The sequence below is a fragment of the Mucilaginibacter sp. genome, from assembly GCF_028288225.1.
Classification (GTDB): domain Bacteria; phylum Bacteroidota; class Bacteroidia; order Sphingobacteriales; family Sphingobacteriaceae; genus Mucilaginibacter.
The window spans coordinates 214,275-234,855 of the sequence record NZ_JAQBOC010000003.1; the positions used below are offsets into that span (position 1 = coordinate 214,275).

Genomic DNA, 20,581 nt, shown 5'->3' on the forward strand with positions numbered 1-20,581 from the left:
TTAGGGAAATACCGGTGGGATATAAACCACCGGTATTACGGAGATTAACCCCATTGGCGAATATATTGTGAAGTATAAGATGAGTAAGATACTACTGTTTAACCCCAAAAGCGCTATTAATAAATACCGGATCCCGAATTCTATTTTAAACATTGCCGCATCGGTTGATGGAAAATATGATTGGGTAATAGTTGATGGTAATTGTGAAGCAGACCCCATAAAAAAAATAGAATCATATTTAAACACGGGAGAATTCAAATACCTCGGTTTTTCTGTAATGCCCGGCCCGCAATTACGACAGGCAATTTTGGCTGCAAAAGCTATAAAAGAAAAATTTTCCTATACAACGATGATATGGGGTGGGTATTTTCCATCAAATCAGCCAAATTCGGTGCTTTACTCGGGTTATGTTGATTTTATTATCAACGGTCCCGGAGATCATGCTTTCCCAAATTTGATCGATGCTTTGGAGCACGATCAGCCGTTTGAGTTTATAAAAAACCTGATCTATAAAGCGCCTGACGGCAGCATCTCAAAAACGGCAAAAGAAGACCTGATAGACCAGGATTTGTTACCGCCATTGCCATATGATAAGCTGAATACATTTTACCCTATTCCTAAATTTTTAGGGAAAACATACCTGGGCCAAAAAACACTTGCCTACCATTCCAGTATTGGTTGCCCGTTCACCTGTTCATTTTGCGCGGTTGTGCCAATTTACGAGGCCCGGTGGAAAGGTAAATCGGCACAAGCTGTTTATAAGGACGTAAAATACATAAAGGATAAGTGGGGCGCTGATGCCATTGAATTTCATGACAACAATTTCTTCGTTTCAGAAAAACGGGCGGTTGAGTTTTCAAGGCTGATGAAAGATGAAAACATGACCTGGTGGGGAATGGCAAGGATAGATACCATGAGCAAATTTAAGGATGCATCATTAACTGCCATTCGTGAATCAGGCTGTAAAATCATCTTTTTTGGTGCAGAAAGCGGCAATAATGAAGTGCTGGCGCAGATGGATAAGGGTGGTACTCAAACCGGGAACCAGATCATTGAATTTGCAGAACGGCTTAAAAAATTTGATATCATCCCTGAATACTCGTTTGTACTGGGTACCCCAGCCCCAACACCCGAAAAAGTACAGGCTCAGATTGATTTCGAGATTGATTTTATAAAAAAGGTTAAGCATGTAAATCCCCGTACCGAGATCATTATTTATACTTACAGTCCGGTGCCCACAGAGGGATCGGAAATGTATAAACAGGTTTTAGCCAGCGGTTTTAGGTTCCCGCAGACATTGGAAGATTGGATCAGCCCGGCATGGGAGAGCTTTGATCTGCGGAAGAATCCGCTTACACCATGGCTCACTCCCGAGATGATAGACAAGATCAGAAACTTTGAAACGGTGCTGAATGGCGTTTATCCTACGGTTACTGATATCCGCCTTAACCTGATCAAGAGAAAAGCGATACAATTGGTAGCCGGGTTACGCTATAGGGTAAACCTTTACAAATATCCGTATGAGATAAAGCTGCTGCAAAAAGTTTGGAGATATCGTCAGCCGGAGACCCAGGGATTTTAATTAATACGCTGTGAACATGACTGAATTAAACAGGGAGATTATGGAAGTAGAAGCCCAAGGTTCAGATTTTGGTGAACTTTATATTGATGTAAGATATAAAGAGAAACGTGTTTTGTCAGACGGGCAGGTAATGTTTTTGCCTGATATTGAAGCCACGCATATTCATTTTAAAGAATGGCAGACCAGGAAGCGGTCGGCTCAAAGACTGATCGATTATCTCAAAGAAAAAAACAAACCGCTTAATATTTTAGAAATAGGCTGTGGCAATGGCTGGCTGTCGTCAAAGCTGTTAACTATTAAAAATTCAAGAGTAACAGGGCTTGATATTAATGAGCCGGAAATCATGCAGGCTAAAAGGGTTTTTCAAAAAGATAATCTCGAGTTTATCTGCGGAAGTTTTGAATCCAGAATGTTTTTGAATGAAAGGTTTGACGTTATCCTATTCGCTGCTTCCATACAATATTTCCCATCTGTTAAAAGCATTCTGGAAAGCGCGTTTTTGTGTTTGAATAAAAATGGGGAGGTCCACATAATGGACACCAATTTTTACCCACCCAATGAAGTTGCCGATGCAGCGAAACGGACGGAAGAGTATTATGAAATGTTAGGGTATCCGGAAATGGCGGCGCATTATTTTCATCATGCTATAAATGACCTGCAGCCGTTTAATTATAAGATATTGTTTAATCCGAAGCGCTTAATTAATAAGATCAGTAAAAAAGATCCTTTTTATTGGGTCGTAGTAAAACACTAAAATTATATGGTAGGGCAATCCTTATATCGTTCATATAACAGGTATCGTACTTTAAAAACAAGTATCATATCTGCATTGCCTATTGTTATATTAATGCCCCACAGCGCCTGCAATTGCCGTTGTGTTATGTGCGATATCTGGAAGGACAACAAAAACCTGAAACAGCTTACGGAGCATGATCTGACCGGTTTGCTGGCGGCCTTAAAAAAATTCGGAACGCAGCAGGTATCAATGTCGGGAGGGGAAGCCTTACTGAATGTAAATTTTTTCAGACTTTGCGAGATCCTTAAGCAGCATAAAATAAAGGTCACCCTGCTTACAACCGGGCTTACCATTAAAAAGAATGCCGATCAGATCTTAGAATTGGTTAATGACCTGATTGTTTCTTTAGATGGCGATGAAGCCTTGCATGATGCTATCCGGAATATTCCAAATGCTTTTAGTAAGCTAAAGGAGGGGGTTGAGTATATCAAATCCATCAATCCAAACTACAGGATAACTGCCCGCACCGTAATTCATCGCCTTAATTTCAGGAACTGGGAAGCCATAATTAATGAAGCAAGATTGATGGGGATTGACCAGGTGAGCTTTTTGCCGGCGGATGTAAGCAGCCATGCTTTTAACAGGCAAATGGCCTGGGAAGAGCCAAAGCAGCACGAGATCTTAATTTCAGAACGTGAGCTGCCCGAATTGCAGGATGTAATAACCCGCATAATTAATAATGAGGGTAACTTTAAAACAAGGTTTATTGCTGAATCGAAAGAAAAGATAAGGGACATTTATCAGTATTATGCTGCGTTTTATGGTTTGAACCCGTTCCCGTTTAAAAAATGCAATGCCCCCTGGGTATCAACCGTAATTGAAGCCGATGGAAATGTGCGGCCATGCTTTTTTCACGACGTGATAGGGAATATCAGGGATGCATCTTTGGAAACTATCCTGAATAGTGAAAGCGCCGTTAATTTCAGAAGATCACTGGATATGAGTAAAAATGCAGCCTGCATAAAATGCGTATGCTCGTTAAATCTTTCGCCTTTTGCAAAACTTGCATAATTTATAAAGTATGAAAAGTATATTGTTTTCACATTCTTACTTTTTACGTTTTGACCCAAAACAATGGGCCTTAGGGCAACCATACCCGCCATTGGGCACCATATATGCTGCAGCATATATGCGCGAAAATGATTACGCAGTATCGCTTTTTGACACCATGTTTGTAAGCGATCCGGAAGAAGTTAAAGCTGCATTAACGCAAAGCAAGCCTGATTTTTTTGTGATCTACGATGATGGGTTTAATTACCTCACCAAAATGTGCCTCACCAACATGCGCGAGGCGGCCTTCAGCATGTGTAAGATTGCCAAAGCGGCAGGATGTACTGTAATCGTTTCGAGCTCCGACTCAACCGACCGCTACGAGCAATATTTAAATGAAGGCGCCGATTTTGTAATAATAGGAGAGGCGGAGCATACTTTACTGGAGCTAACCAATCATATTGAAAATGGCCAGAGTGAGCATGATACCATACAAGGGCTCGCTTATGTTAAGGATGGAAAGATAGTTAAAACCCCGGGTCGCCCTGTTTTGAAAGATCTGGATAGCTTGCCGTTACCAGCCTGGGATTTGATTGATATGGATGCATACCGGCAAACATGGTTAAAGCACGCTGGGTATTTCTCTCTTAACATGAGCACTACCCGTGGCTGCCCTTTTAAATGTAACTGGTGCGCAAAGCCAATTTATGGTAACCGCTATAATTCAAGAAGCCCTGAACATGTTGTTGCTGAAATTAAATTGCTTAAAGAACGCTACCGGATGGATCACATTTGGTTTTGTGATGATATTTTTGGTTTAAAGCCGGGTTGGGTTAAAGAGCTTGCGCTGCTTTTACACAAGGAAAATATTAAGATCCGGTTTAAGATCCAATCCAGGGCTGATCTGCTCGCTGATGAAGGTACGGTAAAAGCGCTTGCGGACTCGGGCTGCGAAAACGTATGGATAGGCGCCGAAAGTGGCTCGCAGAAAATTCTGGATGCCATGGATAAAGGTATTATGGTTGAACAGATCCGCGAAGCTACCCGCCTGATGAAAGAGAATGGCATAAAGCCATCCTTTTTTATCCAGTTTGGTTACCCCGGTGAGCTGAAGGAGGATATCCGGCTGACCATCAACATGATCAATGAGCTTTTGCCTTTTGAAATAGGCATTTCAGTATCATACCCCTTGCCTGGTACATTGTTTTATGAAAGGGTGAAAGCCGATCTGAAGAAAAAAACAAACTGGACAGATTCAGATGAAATGGCCCTGATGTTCAGCAATACTTTTCCACCATCGTATTACAAGCAATTGCATAAATACGTACATCAAAACTATCATAAACACCTGGCAAAAAACAGCCTGGTTAAACTAATAAATAACCCGCTGAGCGCTAATATTAAAAGCATCAGGAAAGCCGTTTCAGTTTTATACCATGCACCGGCAACGCTTATTGAAGGGATGAAGCTAAGAAAACTGGAGGAAGCATAATGGAAACTGTCCAGGCAAATATCAATGAGCAACATGCAGAATCGGCGTTTACCACGCAATCCATAATTTTTGATGAGTTGTATGCAGGCAATACCATTATTAAATATAAGCGGGAACGGGTTCGCAACCATGTTTTACAGCTCTTAGCACCGGGCAGTTCTATCCTTGAGGTAAACAGCGGTACCGGCGAAGATGCTTTGTTTTTTGCACAAAAAGGATTTAAGGTACATGCTACAGACCTGTCAACAGGGATGCAAAATGAACTGAAAAGGAAGGTTGCACTGAACGGTATGGAAGAGCAGGTAAGCACTGAAATATGTTCCTATACGCAACTTGACCAGTTAAAAAACAAAGGGCTATATGATCATATCTTTTCCAACTTTGCCGGCCTTAATTGTACAGATGAGCTGGATAAAGTATTGGCATCATTCAACGATCTGCTAAAACCTGGTGGAACGGTAACACTTGTCATTTTACCAAAATTTTGCCTGTGGGAAACACTGCTGGTATTTAAAGGCAGATTCCGTACAGCGTTTAGAAGGTTCTTTAGCAGGAATGGGAGCAAAGCCCATATTGAAGGCGTTTATTTTAAATGCTGGTATTACAATCCTTCATTTATTGTAAACCAATTGAAAGATCAGTTTAACCTGCTGGGAATTGAAGGCCTGTGCACAATTGTGCCGCCATCATATATTGAAGGTTTTGCAGAAAAGCATCCTTCCGTTTACCGGTTTTTGAAAAATAAGGAAGATAAGCTAAAAAGCTCCCGGCCCTGGAAATACATCGGTGATTATTATATCATCTCGTTAAAAAAGAAATAACCTCCTGTAGAGACACAATACTTTGTGTCTCTGCTTTGTGTCTCCTGCGTGATCTTAATTATCCGGAGACGCAAAGTATTGCGTCTCTACAAAAGCCTGTTTTTAATGTGCAAGGCTGTCTTCATAAGCCCGCAAGATCCGGTCTACCCTAAACTGGTATCTTGCCAATAATTTGCTTTGAAAATTCTTAGGGTCGGGCTTTGCATAATGTTTGCCGGTATCCATTCCCATAATTATACCATGACTGTTCAGCTTTTTTTGCTGCGTTTTTTTTAGCCATCGGTTGCCTGTAATTTTCATCAGCATATCATCAATGGTATCGCCTGCCCGGTTGTTAAATAGCCATTCTAAAAGGTTTTTTAAAAACCCACCCTTAACCGGCTTTGCCGAGGCTATCCGCATGTTTTTGTTTGGAAGATATTCCCTGGTCCAGGTATTTGCGGTATAAAACCGTTCAAACACGGTATCACCCTGCAGCGGGATCAATGTGCCTATTTCAATTGCGGTGTATAAATTCTTCTCTGCAATTTCCAGTTGCTGCTCATCAATGTAATAGTTCATGCAAAACAAATGCTCCTTATTAACCAAAAAGGTTAGTTTTTTAAAGCAGTGCATTATGGTCCGCGCTATCCACAGCTTGTTTTTGGCGGTAATAATAAAAAGGTCAACATCCGAATTTTCATCCGCGAAGTTTTTTGATAGTGAGCCCGATATGGCTATTCCGCGTACATAAGGGAACCTGATCAGGAGGCTTCCCACCTTTTCGGCTATTTTAATTAATCCGGCTGCCTTTTTGTTGCCTTCGTTTCTTCGCACTACCAGGTATTGGTCGTTTTTTAAAGTATAAAACTTATCAAATTGATAAATTATGCCGCTTTCAAGCAGGGATTTTAATGCCTGATCAAATGTGTCATAATCGTGCTTGTTTTTCAGGAACAGGTAAATTTCCGCCCTGCATAAGGGGTAGTCAAACAGATCAAAATAAGCCAGGGTTTCTAATATATTTTCTTTAATTACTGACAAGCTTTTACTGATTAATGGATATGGATTATGTTGCATTTATCTGTTGTTTTGAAAGTAACTTTATAATAATGACGGAGCAATTAACTGTTTGGTTGCCACTGGCGTTAAATATTTATGGCGATTTTAATGGATTGAATTTTACGTTCGCCTGTTTATTAGAAAAAATAAAAAACGGGAAGAAAAACGCATAGAAAAAGATCCCTTTGTCAACATCCAGGAAATTCTCTGAAAATGAAACAGTTGTAATAATTGCCATAAACGCGATGAACAACAGGTCTTTTTGTTGAAAGGCGATCCGAAACCCAAAAGCTAAAGTGGCTATATAAATGAGTAGTCCTATAATTCCCGATTTTAGCAGGAAGCTTAAATATTGATTGTGCGCGTTCAGGTTATTTAAGAATGAATTGTATAATTTATTGTTAAAAAACCCATCGTGCAAAAGGGCCATTTCCGAACCTGTGCCATAACCTGTTAGCGGTTTCTTTTCTATCAATCCCAAAACAACTTTCCATCTGGAGAGGCGCGAATCCAATATTTCGTTAGCTTTTGCCGGAGACAGATCGGTAGTTAACTCAGTTATATAACGCTCCCTGAAAGTACCTGATAATAAAATACCTGTAATTAATAAAACAGATAGAGATGCAGTAACCAAAATGAATTTACGGCGCATTACCCCCTGCAATAAAAAATAGGGAATGGCAACATTTATGATAATAAACAAGGAAAAACAAACTGATTTCGAACTAAGCTGAATAAGTCCGGCAGTAAGTACAAGGCAGCATCCTAAATAAAAGAATTTATTATAAAACATCTTCTCCTTTATTAAAACTGATAAAAGGTAAACCAGGGATATTGCTACCTGCATGGAGAAAAATGTAGCATGTATATTTATCGGCTCTGAAAAATTATGATTGGCAAAAAACTTAGAAAACAGCATTGAAAATGGCAAATGGAAATGCCTGATAGTGATCAATGCATCAATGTACAGATAAACGATTGTGAGCGTACAAACCAGGGCAAATAACAGTAATAGTTGTGACCTGTATTTCTTTATATCAAGCGGGTTAAGGCAAAATAGTGCAGGAATAATAAGTATGATACTCCGCCGGCCTATTTCTGTAAAAGCCTGGTTGGTGTTGGTTGTATAAATAATACAAAGCAGTGTTACAAAAAATACGGATTGTAAGGCCAGCGTTCGTAAAGTAAATACCGGCTTAATATTTTTTTTATCGAGATGGATTAAGGTATGTAAAGCGAAGCTTATTAAAATGAGGTGACTATAAAACATGTCAAACGGCAGTGATGCCATTAACAGCATTATATGGTAATAGCTTATTTTATTGACCAAACTATCTTCAATCCTAAATAATCCGCTCATAGTTTGAATTATTGTGGCATTCTATAATAAACTGCTCATACTGGTCTATGATCTTTTCCCAGTTAAACTGGTATTTAATTTTATACAGGTTATTGCTCACCATGGTCTTTTCGGTCTCTTTTCTTTGCACGGTTTCCACAATGTTGCGCACTTCTTTTGCATCTGAAAAATAGAAAGCATCTGTATGCAGCACTGATTTATTGAAGGGATTATTATGAGCTGCAATGAGCGCTTCGCTGGCCATGGCCTCAAGCAAGGACGGATTGGTGCCACCAACGCTATGCCCATGAAAGTACAGGTATGAGTTATTTTGCAGTGCGCGTACTTTGCCGGTATCAAAAATCGACCCTTTAAATTCAATGCGTTCATCGTTTTTAAATTTATGGGTGATGAACTTGCCAAACCGGTTGCTGGTATCGCCCAAAACCTTGAATTTACGGTGTGAGCTGCTATTATTAAAGCCTTCCAATATGGGTTCAATATTGTTCTCCGGCTCCATGCGGGCCATTAATAAGAAATAATCTTCTTTCAGGGCTTCCCCGTTGTCCACTTGTTCACGCTCCGCTTCCGAAAACAGATCAGCCCCGTAAGGAATATATTTGCTGTCAATATTGTATTTTTCACCCAGGTATGATTTAATAACCAGTGAATCAGAGATATAGAACTGGCTATATTTTACAGCAAGCTTTTCGGCATATTTTAAGAACTGTTGCACCTTTGGTGAGTACTTTGAACGTTTCCATTCCAGTCCGTCCATATTGGTAATAATAGTGCTTTTTGGCGGATACAATTTACCCCAAACCGAGCTGCTGGTATAACCCATTATTAAAATGGCATCGAACTTTCTTTTTCGTGCATCAAGCAGGCAGTTTAAATCGTAAACAAATTGTCCGGCTGTACCTATCAGGTATTCAGGGTCATAACAATGCCTGATCTCTACACCGTTCCATTTATCCTCTTTGTAAGGATGATTATGAGAGTTATAAACCGTAACTGAATGGCCCCTTTTCACCAACCCTTCTGAAACATATTCCGAGATATGCTCAAACCCTCCGTAATAATTCGGAACGCCCCTGGTGCCTAATATTGCTATTCTTAGTTTCATGCTATGGCTGCTAATTGATATGCTTTTAATGTTTGTATCGCGGCCTGTTTCCAGGTGTAATTCTTTAATATTCTATCCAGTAATTTTTCGTTGAACGGCGCTGTGCTTGCTTCCTCAACGGCTGCCAGTAAACTTTCAGGCTTTGACGGATCGCAGTAGATAGCATCATCGCCAAAATAATCCCTTGTATCACCTTTATCAGTTATTACTATGTTACACCGCATTACGGTTGCCTCGATAGAACTTAAACCTGTAGTTTCAAACCAGCTGGGTAAAATGTGCACTTTGGCCCGCTGATAATATTCCAGTAACTCCTGCTGCGGAATGCGATTGAGGAAGGTAATATTGGCTGCTGCAATGCTGCGGCATTGCTGGTAATAATCATCCTGGTTGGGAGCTGGTGCTCCAATAATTACCAGTTTAAACCGGGTGTTATTTAAGGCTTTTATAAGGTTGAGGTGGTTTTTACGCCCTTCTATCCTTGCCACACAGATCACCAGGCTTTCGTCTTTTTTTATGGTTGCATCAAATGGAAACCTGTCGGGATTGATACCATTCGGGATGATCATGTGCGTATCCTTGCAGGGATAGCTTTCCTGTACCCGCCTGTACTCCGATTCGGAGTTTGGCAGTACCATATCGGCCCTTTTCAGGATCTCAATAATGCTTTTCCGCTGGCCTTTCCACAGATAATCAATGCTCGACAGGTGATCTTTCCCAAGTAACCACCGGGCGACGGTTTTAAGGTATTCTACACCATCGGCAGGCAGGTGGGTAAATATGGCGCCCAAACCTTTACGGTTATATTTATAGTATTCGCCGTAAGTGCATAAAATGGTTGAAATAACAAAAGGCTTTTTAGCCATTTTGCTGTGGTAAAGAATATCAGCCGGGCGGATCAGGTTAAAAAAATGCAGCACGTCGTACTCCTCGTAAGGTATTACTTCTTTTGATAACAATATATCAACCCCAATACCCATATTGGTTAGCTGCCGGGCTGTTTGCACAACCTGTACAGTATCGCCACCCGGTACCGTGTATAATGTTGATCTTGCTATAAATGCTACTTTCATCTTTATTTCCATTTTAAAATTTACCCATGCTGATGTTGTGCAGCCAGGTAATAAACCTTTCTGGTAAATAACTAACCGTATAGATTAGGTAATTGTCCAAACGCAAAGGGTGCAGGCTGATGGCCCTCATCATGTTCAGCCGGGCTTTTTCGGGCTGATAATTATTAAGCAGGAATTTTTTACCGCACAGCGCATAATAGGCGCCCTGTTTTATTTTAGGCGAATACTGTTTGCCGCCTATCTGGTACAGCTCGTTCCCCTCGGCTTCAGTAATGTTTTTGTTTTTTAATGTTGCGTATTTTATAGAACGGAACTTGCGTGTGCGCCACCTTTCATCTATGGTTATAGATTCCGGGTTAAGCCTTACCTTAATAAGCGCCTGCGAAAGATTGCAGGCCTTTTCATTTTTTAAAATATTTACCCACAAAAAATGATCTTCGTAGGTGTAAGCATGCTCGTTATACCCACCATTATTTACAACTGCATCTTTTTTATAAAATACACTGGAGTGAATGAATGGGCATATGGTATATTTTAGCTGCTGGATCTCTTCATTAAGGTGCCCTTCCGGGTGATGAGTGAAAATATAGTGCCCATCGGCATCCATGTATTCAACTGCCGAGCCTATTATGGTATATTCAGGATAGGTAGTGATAAAATCGTACTGAACCTTTAACCTGTTTGGCAGGCAAATATCATCAGCATCAAACCTGGCTATATAATTGGCACGTGCATGTGATAAGCCCAGGTTTAGCGCAGCAGAAACACCCTTATTTTCCTGGCTGATCAGTACAATTCTTGGGTCTTTGAACGACCGGATAATTTTTTCGGTTTTGTCTGTTGATCCGTCATTAATTATCAAAAGTTCAAAATCAGTAAATGACTGTTCCAGTACAGATGCTATTGCCTCACCTATATACTTGTCCGCATTATATGCAGGCATTAAAACAGTAACCTTTGGATTATTAAGATCCATAATTCAATTGTGCGTTGTTAGTAGTTTCTTTGATGTTGAGCAGCAAAAGCAATTCAAAAAACACAATTACCGATAGTTGCTCAAACCAGTAATCGGTTAAAAATATCATCATTAATAGTAGCAGCAGGGGTAAGCCGTAAGTAAGCGTTTTATAGTGTTTGGCAAAAAAGCCTGCATAGTAAATAGTGAAGATCAGCAAGCCCAGCAACCCATATTCGGCCAGTAACTGGTCATAAACAGAATAAGGGCTATTGGTTAATGAACGTAACCCAGCAGTTTTACTAAAAAAATACAGGTAAACATCCAGGTGATTTGTAAGAAAATCATTACTGATATAGGTGTGTTTTGCCGGATACCCTCCTGCAAACCCCAGGCTTGTAGCCCGGAAGGCAAGTTTGGATGAAAAATTGCCGGGCCCGCTCCCTGTAATTATTTTAACCGGATGTTGCCTGAGAAATAAGAGTGTCTGAAAAAAAGTAACTATTTTTCCAGGCTTGCCCGGTTTGTAAACCTGTGCAGATAATGGAAGCCTTGCCTTGTGGGCATCAATAAACTTTAATAATTTCCATTGTTCAGCAGTAGTATCTGTCGATTTCTGGTAGGGAAGCAAATTGATATTAACCGTGTCAACAACTATCCTTCCCTGCCCTGTTCTTGGTAAAACGGCTAAAGAAGGCTTTAATGCAGCCCGGTTTTTTCCTGGTAATTTTTGAATGCTATCCAAATAATGTTTGGCAAATTTTTGCCGTACCTCTTCAAGGGTAGGGATATTGGTAAATGAAGCAGCCGTGGTGGTTTTAGCTACTAATGGACCCGGCGGATGGATAGCATCTTTAAAGGTTTCGTCTATGTAACGATCATTTTGCGGCGAGATCTTCACCATAAAAACAACCAGCAGCATCAGGCAAACAACAATGAGGCTTTTTTGAGCTTTAGTGCTTTTGAAAATAAATAACAGGGCAAGGGCGAAAATTAATGCCATGTTCAGGAAGTTGCTGCCGGTAAGCAGCAGCACCACCATGCATACAAATAGCATCAGGTTGTTTTTCCTTATTAAAAAGTAAATAACAGCAAACGCATTTAAGGCAGCATTGGTTGTAGATGTATCAAAGGTTAACCCTTTGATGTAATCGCCTGTGCCGATAAAATATTTTTGATGCTCCCCCTGGTACCGATAGGGGTTTATTGCACCTGTTTCCCATGCAATAGCAGCAAAGTTAGAGAAGGAAAACACGGCGTTAATTATGAAAAAGACCAGAATGGTTCTGTGAATAATTTCTGTATCATTATTTTCAACAGCCAGCTTAACCTGGTGAATGGCAAGAATGCACAACAGCCAAAAGCCTATTCCCGTAAAAAAAACAATCAGGTAATCGGGATTACTATATCCCCTGTTAATTATCAGATCGATAAAAGGTATTATAAGTATTAACAGATAGAAAAGTGGAAGCCTTGAGTTTTTGAAACTGAACCCAAATTTGAAATCGAAGCGGAGCAAATAAATCAGGATAATGGCAGGGATTTTTACACCTAATTTTACGTTTAAAAAAAGCATAAGAAACAACAATAGTTTCCAGTCGACCCGGTTTATGATCTTTCTAAAGTTAAAATCAGTAATACTGTTGAACATCCGTAATCAATTAATCAAGCCTTAAAAACCATGTAGTTGGTTGTTTAATTTATATAAGAGATTACGGCTTGAAAATTGAAATGGTTGCCTGTGGCGCTCCTGTTGAGCGCTATTTATCATTTAATTTTAGTCAGAAAAGTATTTTAAGTTAAAGGCAGCCAAATGGCGATTTTTCACGTATGGACATTAGTGTGTCAAAGTAAAAGATAATACTAATTTTGGTGTACCTCAAATCAACAGCATTGGTTAAAAATAAGTTATTGGTAAAGATCTTCTCTTCGGGTTTGCAGGCAATTTCTGTTCAAATCCTCGGTGGAGTATTTTTTTATTTTATTTCGATCTATGTCTCCAAGGATGATTTCGGCACAATCAGCTGGACAAATGCTGTATCAATATTCCTAACCACAATACTTGGTTTTGGGTTAGAGCAGGTAGTTGTACGCCGGATAGCAGCATCAAAAGGATCAGACTGGGCAGCAGCGGTTTTTTTTGTACACTCAATAGTTGGGTTTTTAATTACCTTTTTATTTTTGTTGCTGCTGAATAGCATGGTTAAAAGCCAGGCGGGAATTTATAAGCAGCTGCCCTGGTTCTTTTTAGCGCAGGGATTAATTTTTATAGGTGTCCCCTTAAAGCAGTTTTTAAATGCCAAAGAACAATTTACGCCTTACGGTATTATCGCAATTATAAGTAATGTATGCAAAATAGCTGCAGCCTGGTTTTTAATGGCAGAAGGAAAGCTATATATAAACACAGTATTAATTATATTGATCTGTACCGCTGTATTTGAGTTGTTCGGTTTAGTTATATACCTGGTTGCTAAAACTGATTTTAGTTTTAAATTCCATTTTAAGGCATACGCTAAGCTGCTTAAAGAATCATCGGCACAATATATTTCCGTTATTTTTGATATAAGCCTGTCGCGGATGGATTGGATCTTGCTTGGGATGATGACAACCAGCAGTGTTTTGGCCGATTATAGTTTTGCTTACCGCGCCTATGAACTGGCCAGGCTGCCAATGTTAATTATTGCGCCTTTAATTTTACCCAGGTTCGCACGCCTTTTATCATTAGGTAGCAATGTGGATATAGGATATCAAAAGTATATCAATTCTTTTAATGTTGTTGAAATATTTTTTGCTGCAGCTATTCCCTTAATGCTTAATATTTTATGGGTGCCATTGCTTACTTTAATCACGCACGGTAAATACGGCGAATCAAACTCCTGGCAGTTTTTAATATTATCGTTATGCATCCCATTGCAGTTTTTTGTAAACCTGCTGTGGTCACTAAGCTTTGGAGCTAAAAAGTATAAATCGGTTTCATACATAACAGTAGTGTGTGCAATAACTAATGTCATCCTAAATTTAATTCTAATTACAAAGTTCGGCGGATTAGGGGCGTCTATTGCATTTTTTAGTACAACCCTGCTGCAGGCAGGTTTATATTACAGGCTTGTTTGTAAGGAAATTATGGTGATATCTTTACGCCCTATCATTGTGTTTACTTCCGAAGCAATAATTATTTATTTTATTAGTACCCGCCTTAATGTTCATTTCCTTATTCAGTTAGTAATTGCTGTTGTTATATACCTGGTAATAACCATGCTATCAAAGCAAATAAACAAACAGCATATTTATAATTTTAAACATTTACTTACAAAATGAATATATTATATCTCTGCGATGAATATCCTCCCGGCAAACATGGCGGCATAGGCACCTATGTAAGGCTGATAGCCCGGCAAATGGTAACACTTGGGCATAATGTTGTAGTTGCCGGTTTATATGGCCCGGGGTACGGAGAAGCGGATGAGTTTAGTGATGAAGGTGTTAAGGTTTATCGTTTTAGAAGAGGTTTTGATTATAAAATATTTAGTGACGAGCAATCTTTAATATCCCGCATTGGCATTCGGCTATTGAAAGATTCAGGATTGATGGAAAGGGATATTAAAAAAAGCCTCGCTGCCTATAAAAACAAACTTGAACAACTGATAATTGCGCATAAAATTGATATTATTGAAATGCCTGATTATAACGATTATATCAGATTTTGCAGTTCCTATATTCCATTCCCGCAGTTATCCATCCCGGTGGTTGTAAAAATGAACGGCTCAATAACCTATTTTACCAAAGAAGCAAACAAGCAAGTACCGGCACATCTTCTTAAAATGGAACAGGCTATTTTAAAGCAGGCATCGGCAGTATTAAGTGCAAGCAAATACACAGCCAATAAAAGTTCAGAATACCTTTCATATAACAAGGAAATTGAAGTTTTATACAACGGCATTAAAACAGATCTGCCGGCCCGGAATATTTCCAAAAGCTCTAAACAAGTCATTTTTACAGGTACACTAGTAGCAAAAAAAGGAATTTACCAGTTAGCCAAAGCCTGGAATATTGTAAATAAAAGCATGCCTGCTGCAAGGCTGCTGGTTTTAGGAAAAGGCTCACAACAAAAAGCTATTAGTCACCTAACGGATAAAGCAAAAGCTTCGGTAAACTTTAAGGGACATGTATCAACAGATGAGTTATATGATCATTTATCAGCTTCGGCAATCAGCGTCTTTCCATCTTATGCCGAAGCGTTTGCTTTAGCGCCCTTAGAAGCAATGGCCTGTGGTACTGCAGTTATCAATTCAAACCGTACATCGGGCTCTGAATTAATTGACGATAAAATAAATGGGTTGCTTATTGACCCTGATAATATCGATCAAATAGCAACAGCTATCATATACCTGCTAAATAACCCGGATGTTTGTGCAAGGTTGGCAAAAGCAGGTAATGAAAAAGTTAAGGAGCAGTTTGAAATTGGTAATATCGCTGCCAAAACGATTCAGTTTTACAATAAGGTATTAAAAAGTGTAGGCTGAAATAATCGGGCTCTTCAATATTCTACTACCAAATTATCCTTAGCAGGGTGCGGTTTTTCGCCATAAGTTTCCATCTGGCTTAAAAAATGATATTTACGCCTTGTGTTTTTAGCAATAGTTTTTGCTATTTGCCAGCCTTCGCGTCCATCCAAAAAACCTAAATAAGCAACATAGTTTTTAATAAAGCTAAAAGCAGGAGCCAGATACAGCCTGATAGCAGTTGCCTTTTTTCCATCGCGAAGATACTTCTTAGCGCTCAACTTTGCGTAGTAGCTGCATTTGCTGTTAAATTCATAAATATCATTTGCCGAATAATGATGAATATGCCCGTCAATTTCTTTCTTCTGTACAAAGGCGGGCAGTACTAATTTTTCATGGATCAATGTTTCCGACCATTTAACAAATTCGCGGTTAAACAGGCGGATGTGGTGATCTCTTCCCCAACTGCCATGCCGGATAGCCTTTTTCCCAAAATACGATCTGAATTTAACATCGTATGCAGCCTTGGTATCCTTAAAATTCAGCTTATGAATAGCGGCTATCAGCGCATCATCAAGTATTTCATCAGCGTCAATACTTAAGATCCAATTATAGCAGGCCAGTTCAACACCTTTGTTTTTATTTGCGCCATAACCATCCCATGTTTTTTTATAAACACGGCAACCATCTTTTACAGGAATGTTTAATGTATCATCATCACTTCCATTATATATAATTATAATATCGTCAGTTAGCTCTCTGGCCTTTTCCAAACAACCTCTAATTATATCGTCAGCATTTTTAGTAATTATAACCACAGAAATCGGAACCATTTATTTAAATTTAAATGTCTTTTAAAGACGTGTGTTTGTTAATTATATCGTGTGTTTTATTAAAAGGGTTGCTTCGTGTAATTAATTTTAAGTAAATTACTTTTCGTAAGTGCAAAGCATAAATAAGTGCAGTTATCAGCCTGCTAAAACTGAGTAATAAAAAGAACTGAGTCTTGATTGTTTTTAATCAATTGGTTATCAATTGTTTATCTTTGCAATATAAATTTTTATAGGGGACAGGCAACCTTTTTTGATTAATTAACGTGATAGCGTTAAAGTAATGGGAATTAATATTAGATAAACAGGCATACCCATATGGGAGAAGAAGAGTTGCATCAACTGATCAGGGGCTGTATTAAACAGGATAGAAAATGTCAGAAAATGCTTTACAAAGCTTTCTACGGTTTTTCTATGGGGATTTGCCTACGTTATGCGGGCAACCGCGATGAAGCAGCTGAGGTAATGAACCAGGGCTTTTTTAAAGTATTTACGCATATTGAAAGTTTTGATACAAGCAGGCCATTTAAAGCCTGGCTTGGAAAAATAATGATGAATGTTTCGATTGATCATTACCGGGCTAACCTTAAAATGGCTTATACAGAAGATCTGGATCAGGCTGAACATGTTAGTGATGGCGACATTGCTGATAAAAACCTGAACTATAATGATCTTTTAGGGATGGTTCAAAAACTTCCCCAGGCCTACAGAACTGTATTTAATCTTTTTGCTATTGAAGGTTATTCGCACGAAGAGATTGCAACAATGCTTAATATAAATGCCGGTACGTCAAAGTCGAATTTGCACAAGGCCAGGCAAAAGCTAAAACAAATGATATTTAAGGCAGATTCGTCTGCCAATAATGCTAATTACAATAATGGCATGGGATATACCCCGATTGTAGCTATAAAAGCAATAAACATGAACGGGTATTCATAAACAAAGGTATTAGGGAATGAACAAAGAGAACGAAAAAAGATTAGATGATCTTTTTAAAAAGAACCTGGAGGACCCGGTCGATGAGATCCGGTACGAGGAGGGGGATTGGGATGCGCTTGAACAAATGATGGGTAAACCCAAACGTAAAGGTATGATCTATTTGTGGCCCATTTTAAGTGGTGTAGCAGCTATGTTATTGTTGTTTTTAGGATGGTGGGCTTTCAGACCAAGGACCGGAAGCCAACCAATCAAAGATCAAATACAGGCAGCGGCTCAGCACAAAACAGCAGATACTATTATGGACAGGCGGGCAACTGCTCATCCAAAACCAAAAGATACTATTATGGACAGGCAGGCAAATGTTCATCCTAAAACAACAGATACAATAATTGAGCATAAAGCTATTGGGCAGCCTTTGACACCGGTACAGAAAACACCTGCTAATGTAGATTACGCTGTAAAAAACAATAAGCAGAGGTCGGTATTTGGATTATCTCCGGGCAAATCTCAAAAAGACACAATTATTGAAAAAGAGCTGGAGAGTTATAAACCAGGTAGCAGGCCGAATGCCGAATTGGTAGCTGTAAATTCGGTTCCGGATCTTAATCCAACATCAATAACTGAGCGATCAGTTAAGCAGATAAATATCCCAAGGCAGGCATATAGCTCAACAACAGGACCGGCTATGGCTAAAAATATTAATAAAGTTAAGCCGAAGGCCGGATTTCGCCCTCAGTATGCGTTGAGTGTGGTTGCAGCGCCTGATTTAAATGGGGTAGGCTCATTTCAGCAAAGCAAGGTTGGTACCAATATAGGCATGACGTTCGCTGTTGGAGTATCACGTAAGTTAACTGTGAGTACAGGTGCATTATATTCTGTTAAGCCCTACATAACTAATTTTAATAATTATCATACAGCTTACCAGTGGTCTGTTAACCCGACAAATGTTACTGCGGATTGCCGCATGCTTGATATTCCGCTTAATGTAAGTTACCAGGTTTATCATAAGGCGCAAAATAAATTATCCTTCGGTACAGGCTTGTCGTCATATATAATGCTGCATGAAAGTTATAAATTCAGCTATGGCGAAAACTATGGTGGCGCTACTGGTCCATCAAGCTACACTGTACCCGGTACAGGCAAATACTTTTTTGGCGTGATGAACTTAAATGCCACCTATGAAAGACAAATAAATTCAAAAGTTGGAATTAGCATACAGCCCTACATGAAACTTCCCTTAACAAACATTGGCTATAGCCAGGTGAAGTTACAAACCACAGGAGTTGCCATTGGGCTTAGCTGGAACTTAAATTCGTTAACAAAACCCTAGAAAAATGAAACATATCAGTATTATTTTACTTGCCTGGATGAGCACTTTCCAGACAGGACAGGATCTCTATATCTGTAAAAATGCCTCGGTCAGCCTTTTTTCAAGCGCTCCGATCGAAGATATTAAAGCAGCAACATCAACAGGTGCATCGGTATTAAATGTCTCCACCGGCGAATTAAACTTTAGTGTAGCTATCACCTCATTCAGGTTTCAGAAGTCATTAATGCAGGAGCATTTTAATTCTGACTATATGGAAAGTGATAAATATCCCCGTGCAACCTTTAAAGGTAAAATAGCCGAAAAGATAGACGTTAGTAAAGACGGAAACTATCCGATAAATGTAACGGGTGATCTCACCGTACACAATGTTACTGCTAACAGGACAATACCCGGAACACTTGTGGTAAAAGACGGGGTTATAAGTATGAAATCAGAATTTATGGTTAAGTGCGCCGATCATCATATTGATATACCAAGAATTGTGTTTCACAACATTGCAGAAAGCATTAAGATCAACGTAGCTGCTACCTACACTCAAAATAAATAAAACTCACACTAAATAACTCCGACATGAAAAGATGTATAATCCTGTTAAGCTTTCTCATAACAAGTGTTAGCTTAATGGCTCAAAAACCCGATTCAGCAAAAAAAGCAACCTCAGCCGATTCGTTGCTGAATTCGATGAGTAAAGATGAGGCAAAAGGGCCAATTGCCATTTATAAATCGTCCAGGCTTGTTTTATCGCAAAGTACCAAAACGATAAAGAAGAATAACCTTAACTTTTTAGTGATCCATCGTTTCGGCGATTTTGCCGGCAAGGTAGGCGGAGGCCAAACATATTTTGGGCTGGATGCCGTTGCCGATGTGTACATAGGATTTGAATACGGGCTGAGCGATAATTTTAATATTGACATGGGCCGGAGCACAATTGGCGGTCTGGCTGACCTGGAGCTAAAATATGCTGTATTGCACCAGGCCAACGGTGGATCGCCATTTGCAATTACCTTAATTGGCGAAACGGGGTTCAGGCCTTATGGTGTTAACTTTACCAAGACATCAGACAGATTTTCCTATTTCGGACAAGCCCTTATAGCCCATAGCTTTTCGCCGGGCAATGTTTTGCAAATAGCCCCATCGTTTGTACGCAACAACACACCAATACCATTTGTGCCAGGGAATGACCTTGATTTTTTTGCGCTTTCGGGAACTCTGCGTTTAAAAATTTCAAACCATAGCGGCTTTATTGTCGATTATGCGCATTCATTCTCATCTTATCAGCATACCAAGAACAGCGGCTTTTCCGACCCGCTGGGCTTTGGCTATGAAGTTGAAACTGGTGGCCATGTGTTTACGGTCAACGTTACCAACGCCCGGGCTGTTAATGAAATCAATTACTTAAGCGGCACACAGTCAAGCTATGGCAGGGGACAATATCGTTTAGGTTTCACCATCTCGAGGATGTTTGATTTTAGCAGCCATAAAGGAAGTAAAAAAGAGTAAAAATTTATTGGAATTGAATAGAATTGGTTAAAAAAATCAATTAATAAAGGCCGGATCTTTATAACTTTAACGCAGGTTATAAAGATCCGGCCTTTATTAATATGAAACTAATGAAAAATATGCCGGACGAAGCTTTGCTTATTTATCTGCTCGCATGATCCCGAAGTGATTGAAGGGGCCAGGGGTTGGGATGTTCATATTGAAACCCCGGGCTTAAATTAGATAACCATAAGGTTTTTGTTTTTAATATAATGTGATTAGCTTA

18 protein-coding genes are annotated in these 20,581 nt (G+C 39.4%); 11 read left to right on the top strand and 7 right to left on the bottom strand.

All coding sequences use genetic code 11. The annotated features are described in order from the left end of the window. Positions 1–79: 79 nt before the first annotated feature. The 5 genes from JWQ54_RS01075 to JWQ54_RS01095 are packed head-to-tail and all read left to right on the top strand — an operon-like array spanning position 80 to position 5,681. Positions 80–1,582 (top strand): radical SAM protein, encoded by a 1,503-nt coding sequence (locus JWQ54_RS01075; RefSeq protein ID WP_299578961.1) that lies wholly within the window; start codon positions 80–82, stop codon positions 1,580–1,582. Between the two features lie 40 nt (positions 1,583–1,622). After that, positions 1,623–2,336, top strand: coding sequence for a bifunctional 2-polyprenyl-6-hydroxyphenol methylase/3-demethylubiquinol 3-O-methyltransferase UbiG (locus JWQ54_RS01080; RefSeq protein ID WP_299578962.1), 714 nt, complete (start codon positions 1,623–1,625; stop codon positions 2,334–2,336). Between the two features lie 6 nt (positions 2,337–2,342). After that, positions 2,343–3,389, top strand: a complete 1,047-nt coding sequence (locus tag JWQ54_RS01085) for a radical SAM protein (RefSeq protein WP_299578964.1) — start codon at positions 2,343–2,345, stop codon at positions 3,387–3,389. A 10-nt stretch (positions 3,390–3,399) separates the two neighbouring features. Further along, entirely contained in the window at positions 3,400–4,860 is a 1,461-nt protein-coding gene (locus JWQ54_RS01090) for a radical SAM protein (RefSeq protein WP_299578991.1), read from the top strand. Next, positions 4,860–5,681 (top strand): bifunctional 2-polyprenyl-6-hydroxyphenol methylase/3-demethylubiquinol 3-O-methyltransferase UbiG, encoded by an 822-nt coding sequence (locus tag JWQ54_RS01095; protein WP_299578993.1) that lies wholly within the window; start codon positions 4,860–4,862, stop codon positions 5,679–5,681. Before JWQ54_RS01090 ends, JWQ54_RS01095 begins: the two co-directional genes overlap by 1 nt. 102 nt (positions 5,682–5,783) lie before the next feature. Here JWQ54_RS01095 and JWQ54_RS01100 read toward each other — a convergent pair whose 3' ends face one another. The 6 genes from JWQ54_RS01100 to JWQ54_RS01125 all read right to left on the bottom strand — a co-directional run bounded on the left by JWQ54_RS01100 (position 5,784) and on the right by JWQ54_RS01125 (position 12,866). Further along, positions 5,784–6,704 carry a nucleotidyltransferase domain-containing protein gene (locus JWQ54_RS01100; protein ID WP_299578995.1) on the bottom strand — a complete coding sequence of 307 codons (921 nt, stop codon included), beginning with the start codon at positions 6,702–6,704 and terminating at the stop codon, positions 5,784–5,786. Between the two features lie 112 nt (positions 6,705–6,816). Next, complete coding sequence (locus tag JWQ54_RS01105) at positions 6,817–8,082, bottom strand: O-antigen ligase family protein (RefSeq protein ID WP_299578997.1); 1,266 nt, start codon at positions 8,080–8,082, stop codon at positions 6,817–6,819. Next, positions 8,066–9,187 (bottom strand): DUF1972 domain-containing protein, encoded by a 1,122-nt coding sequence (locus JWQ54_RS01110; protein ID WP_299578999.1) that lies wholly within the window; start codon positions 9,185–9,187, stop codon positions 8,066–8,068. The genes JWQ54_RS01105 and JWQ54_RS01110 overlap by 17 nt, the downstream gene beginning before the upstream one ends. Next, positions 9,184–10,260, bottom strand: coding sequence for a glycosyltransferase family 4 protein (locus tag JWQ54_RS01115; RefSeq protein ID WP_299579001.1), 1,077 nt, complete (start codon positions 10,258–10,260; stop codon positions 9,184–9,186). The genes JWQ54_RS01110 and JWQ54_RS01115 overlap by 4 nt, the downstream gene beginning before the upstream one ends. Positions 10,261–10,273: 13 nt before the next feature. Then, positions 10,274–11,236: a glycosyltransferase gene (locus JWQ54_RS01120; RefSeq protein ID WP_299579003.1), complete on the bottom strand. Its 963-nt coding sequence runs from the start codon at positions 11,234–11,236 to the stop codon at positions 10,274–10,276. After that, positions 11,226–12,866, bottom strand: a complete 1,641-nt coding sequence (locus JWQ54_RS01125; protein WP_299579005.1) for a hypothetical protein — start codon at positions 12,864–12,866, stop codon at positions 11,226–11,228. The genes JWQ54_RS01120 and JWQ54_RS01125 overlap by 11 nt, the downstream gene beginning before the upstream one ends. 221 nt (positions 12,867–13,087) lie before the next feature. On the opposite strand from JWQ54_RS01125, the gene JWQ54_RS01130 reads away from it, so the two are divergent. Both JWQ54_RS01130 and JWQ54_RS01135 read left to right on the top strand, forming a co-directional pair. Beyond that, a complete protein-coding gene (locus tag JWQ54_RS01130; protein ID WP_299579049.1) occupies positions 13,088–14,533 on the top strand; it encodes an oligosaccharide flippase family protein in 1,446 nt (481 codons plus the stop codon). Further along, positions 14,530–15,738, top strand: coding sequence for a glycosyltransferase family 4 protein (locus JWQ54_RS01135; protein ID WP_299579007.1), 1,209 nt, complete (start codon positions 14,530–14,532; stop codon positions 15,736–15,738). The genes JWQ54_RS01130 and JWQ54_RS01135 overlap by 4 nt, the downstream gene beginning before the upstream one ends. Before the next feature lie 14 nt (positions 15,739–15,752). Here JWQ54_RS01135 and JWQ54_RS01140 read toward each other — a convergent pair whose 3' ends face one another. After that, positions 15,753–16,550: a glycosyltransferase family 2 protein gene (locus tag JWQ54_RS01140; protein ID WP_299579009.1), complete on the bottom strand. Its 798-nt coding sequence runs from the start codon at positions 16,548–16,550 to the stop codon at positions 15,753–15,755. Positions 16,551–16,865: 315 nt separating this feature from the next. Between JWQ54_RS01140 and JWQ54_RS01145 the strand changes: the two genes are divergently transcribed. Genes JWQ54_RS01145 through JWQ54_RS01160 form a run of 4 tightly spaced genes read left to right on the top strand, consistent with a single transcriptional unit; the run spans position 16,866 to position 20,316 of the window. Continuing rightward, complete coding sequence (locus tag JWQ54_RS01145; RefSeq protein ID WP_299579011.1) at positions 16,866–17,486, top strand: sigma-70 family RNA polymerase sigma factor; 621 nt, start codon at positions 16,866–16,868, stop codon at positions 17,484–17,486. A gap of 16 nt (positions 17,487–17,502) precedes the next feature. Then, a complete protein-coding gene (locus JWQ54_RS01150; RefSeq protein WP_299579013.1) occupies positions 17,503–18,816 on the top strand; it encodes a hypothetical protein in 1,314 nt (437 codons plus the stop codon). Between the two features lie 4 nt (positions 18,817–18,820). After that, positions 18,821–19,363, top strand: coding sequence for a YceI family protein (locus tag JWQ54_RS01155; RefSeq protein WP_299579015.1), 543 nt, complete (start codon positions 18,821–18,823; stop codon positions 19,361–19,363). A gap of 23 nt (positions 19,364–19,386) precedes the next feature. Then, positions 19,387–20,316 (top strand): DUF5777 family beta-barrel protein, encoded by a 930-nt coding sequence (locus JWQ54_RS01160; protein ID WP_299579017.1) that lies wholly within the window; start codon positions 19,387–19,389, stop codon positions 20,314–20,316. The last annotated feature ends 265 nt before the right edge of the window (positions 20,317–20,581 follow it).

Bases quoted from the DNA above. Each gene is read 5' to 3' on its own strand.
- JWQ54_RS01075 (WP_299578961.1), top strand. From the start codon at position 80: ATGAGTAAGATACTACTGTTTAACCCCAAAAGCGCTATTAATAAATAC.
- JWQ54_RS01085 (WP_299578964.1), top strand. From the start codon at position 2,343: ATGGTAGGGCAATCCTTATATCGTTCATATAACAGGTATCGTACTTTA.
- JWQ54_RS01140 (WP_299579009.1), bottom strand. From the start codon at position 16,550: ATGGTTCCGATTTCTGTGGTTATAATTACTAAAAATGCTGACGATATA.
- JWQ54_RS01090 (WP_299578991.1), top strand. From the start codon at position 3,400: ATGAAAAGTATATTGTTTTCACATTCTTACTTTTTACGTTTTGACCCA.
- JWQ54_RS01115 (WP_299579001.1), bottom strand. From the start codon at position 10,260: ATGAAAGTAGCATTTATAGCAAGATCAACATTATACACGGTACCGGGT.
- JWQ54_RS01095 (WP_299578993.1), top strand. From the start codon at position 4,860: ATGGAAACTGTCCAGGCAAATATCAATGAGCAACATGCAGAATCGGCG.
- JWQ54_RS01125 (WP_299579005.1), bottom strand. From the start codon at position 12,866: ATGTTCAACAGTATTACTGATTTTAACTTTAGAAAGATCATAAACCGG.
- JWQ54_RS01160 (WP_299579017.1), top strand. From the start codon at position 19,387: ATGAAAAGATGTATAATCCTGTTAAGCTTTCTCATAACAAGTGTTAGC.
- JWQ54_RS01150 (WP_299579013.1), top strand. From the start codon at position 17,503: ATGAACAAAGAGAACGAAAAAAGATTAGATGATCTTTTTAAAAAGAAC.
- JWQ54_RS01080 (WP_299578962.1), top strand. From the start codon at position 1,623: ATGGAAGTAGAAGCCCAAGGTTCAGATTTTGGTGAACTTTATATTGAT.
- JWQ54_RS01155 (WP_299579015.1), top strand. From the start codon at position 18,821: ATGAAACATATCAGTATTATTTTACTTGCCTGGATGAGCACTTTCCAG.
- JWQ54_RS01110 (WP_299578999.1), bottom strand. From the start codon at position 9,187: ATGAAACTAAGAATAGCAATATTAGGCACCAGGGGCGTTCCGAATTAT.
- JWQ54_RS01105 (WP_299578997.1), bottom strand. From the start codon at position 8,082: ATGAGCGGATTATTTAGGATTGAAGATAGTTTGGTCAATAAAATAAGC.
- JWQ54_RS01145 (WP_299579011.1), top strand. From the start codon at position 16,866: ATGGGAGAAGAAGAGTTGCATCAACTGATCAGGGGCTGTATTAAACAG.
- JWQ54_RS01120 (WP_299579003.1), bottom strand. From the start codon at position 11,236: ATGGATCTTAATAATCCAAAGGTTACTGTTTTAATGCCTGCATATAAT.
- JWQ54_RS01135 (WP_299579007.1), top strand. From the start codon at position 14,530: ATGAATATATTATATCTCTGCGATGAATATCCTCCCGGCAAACATGGC.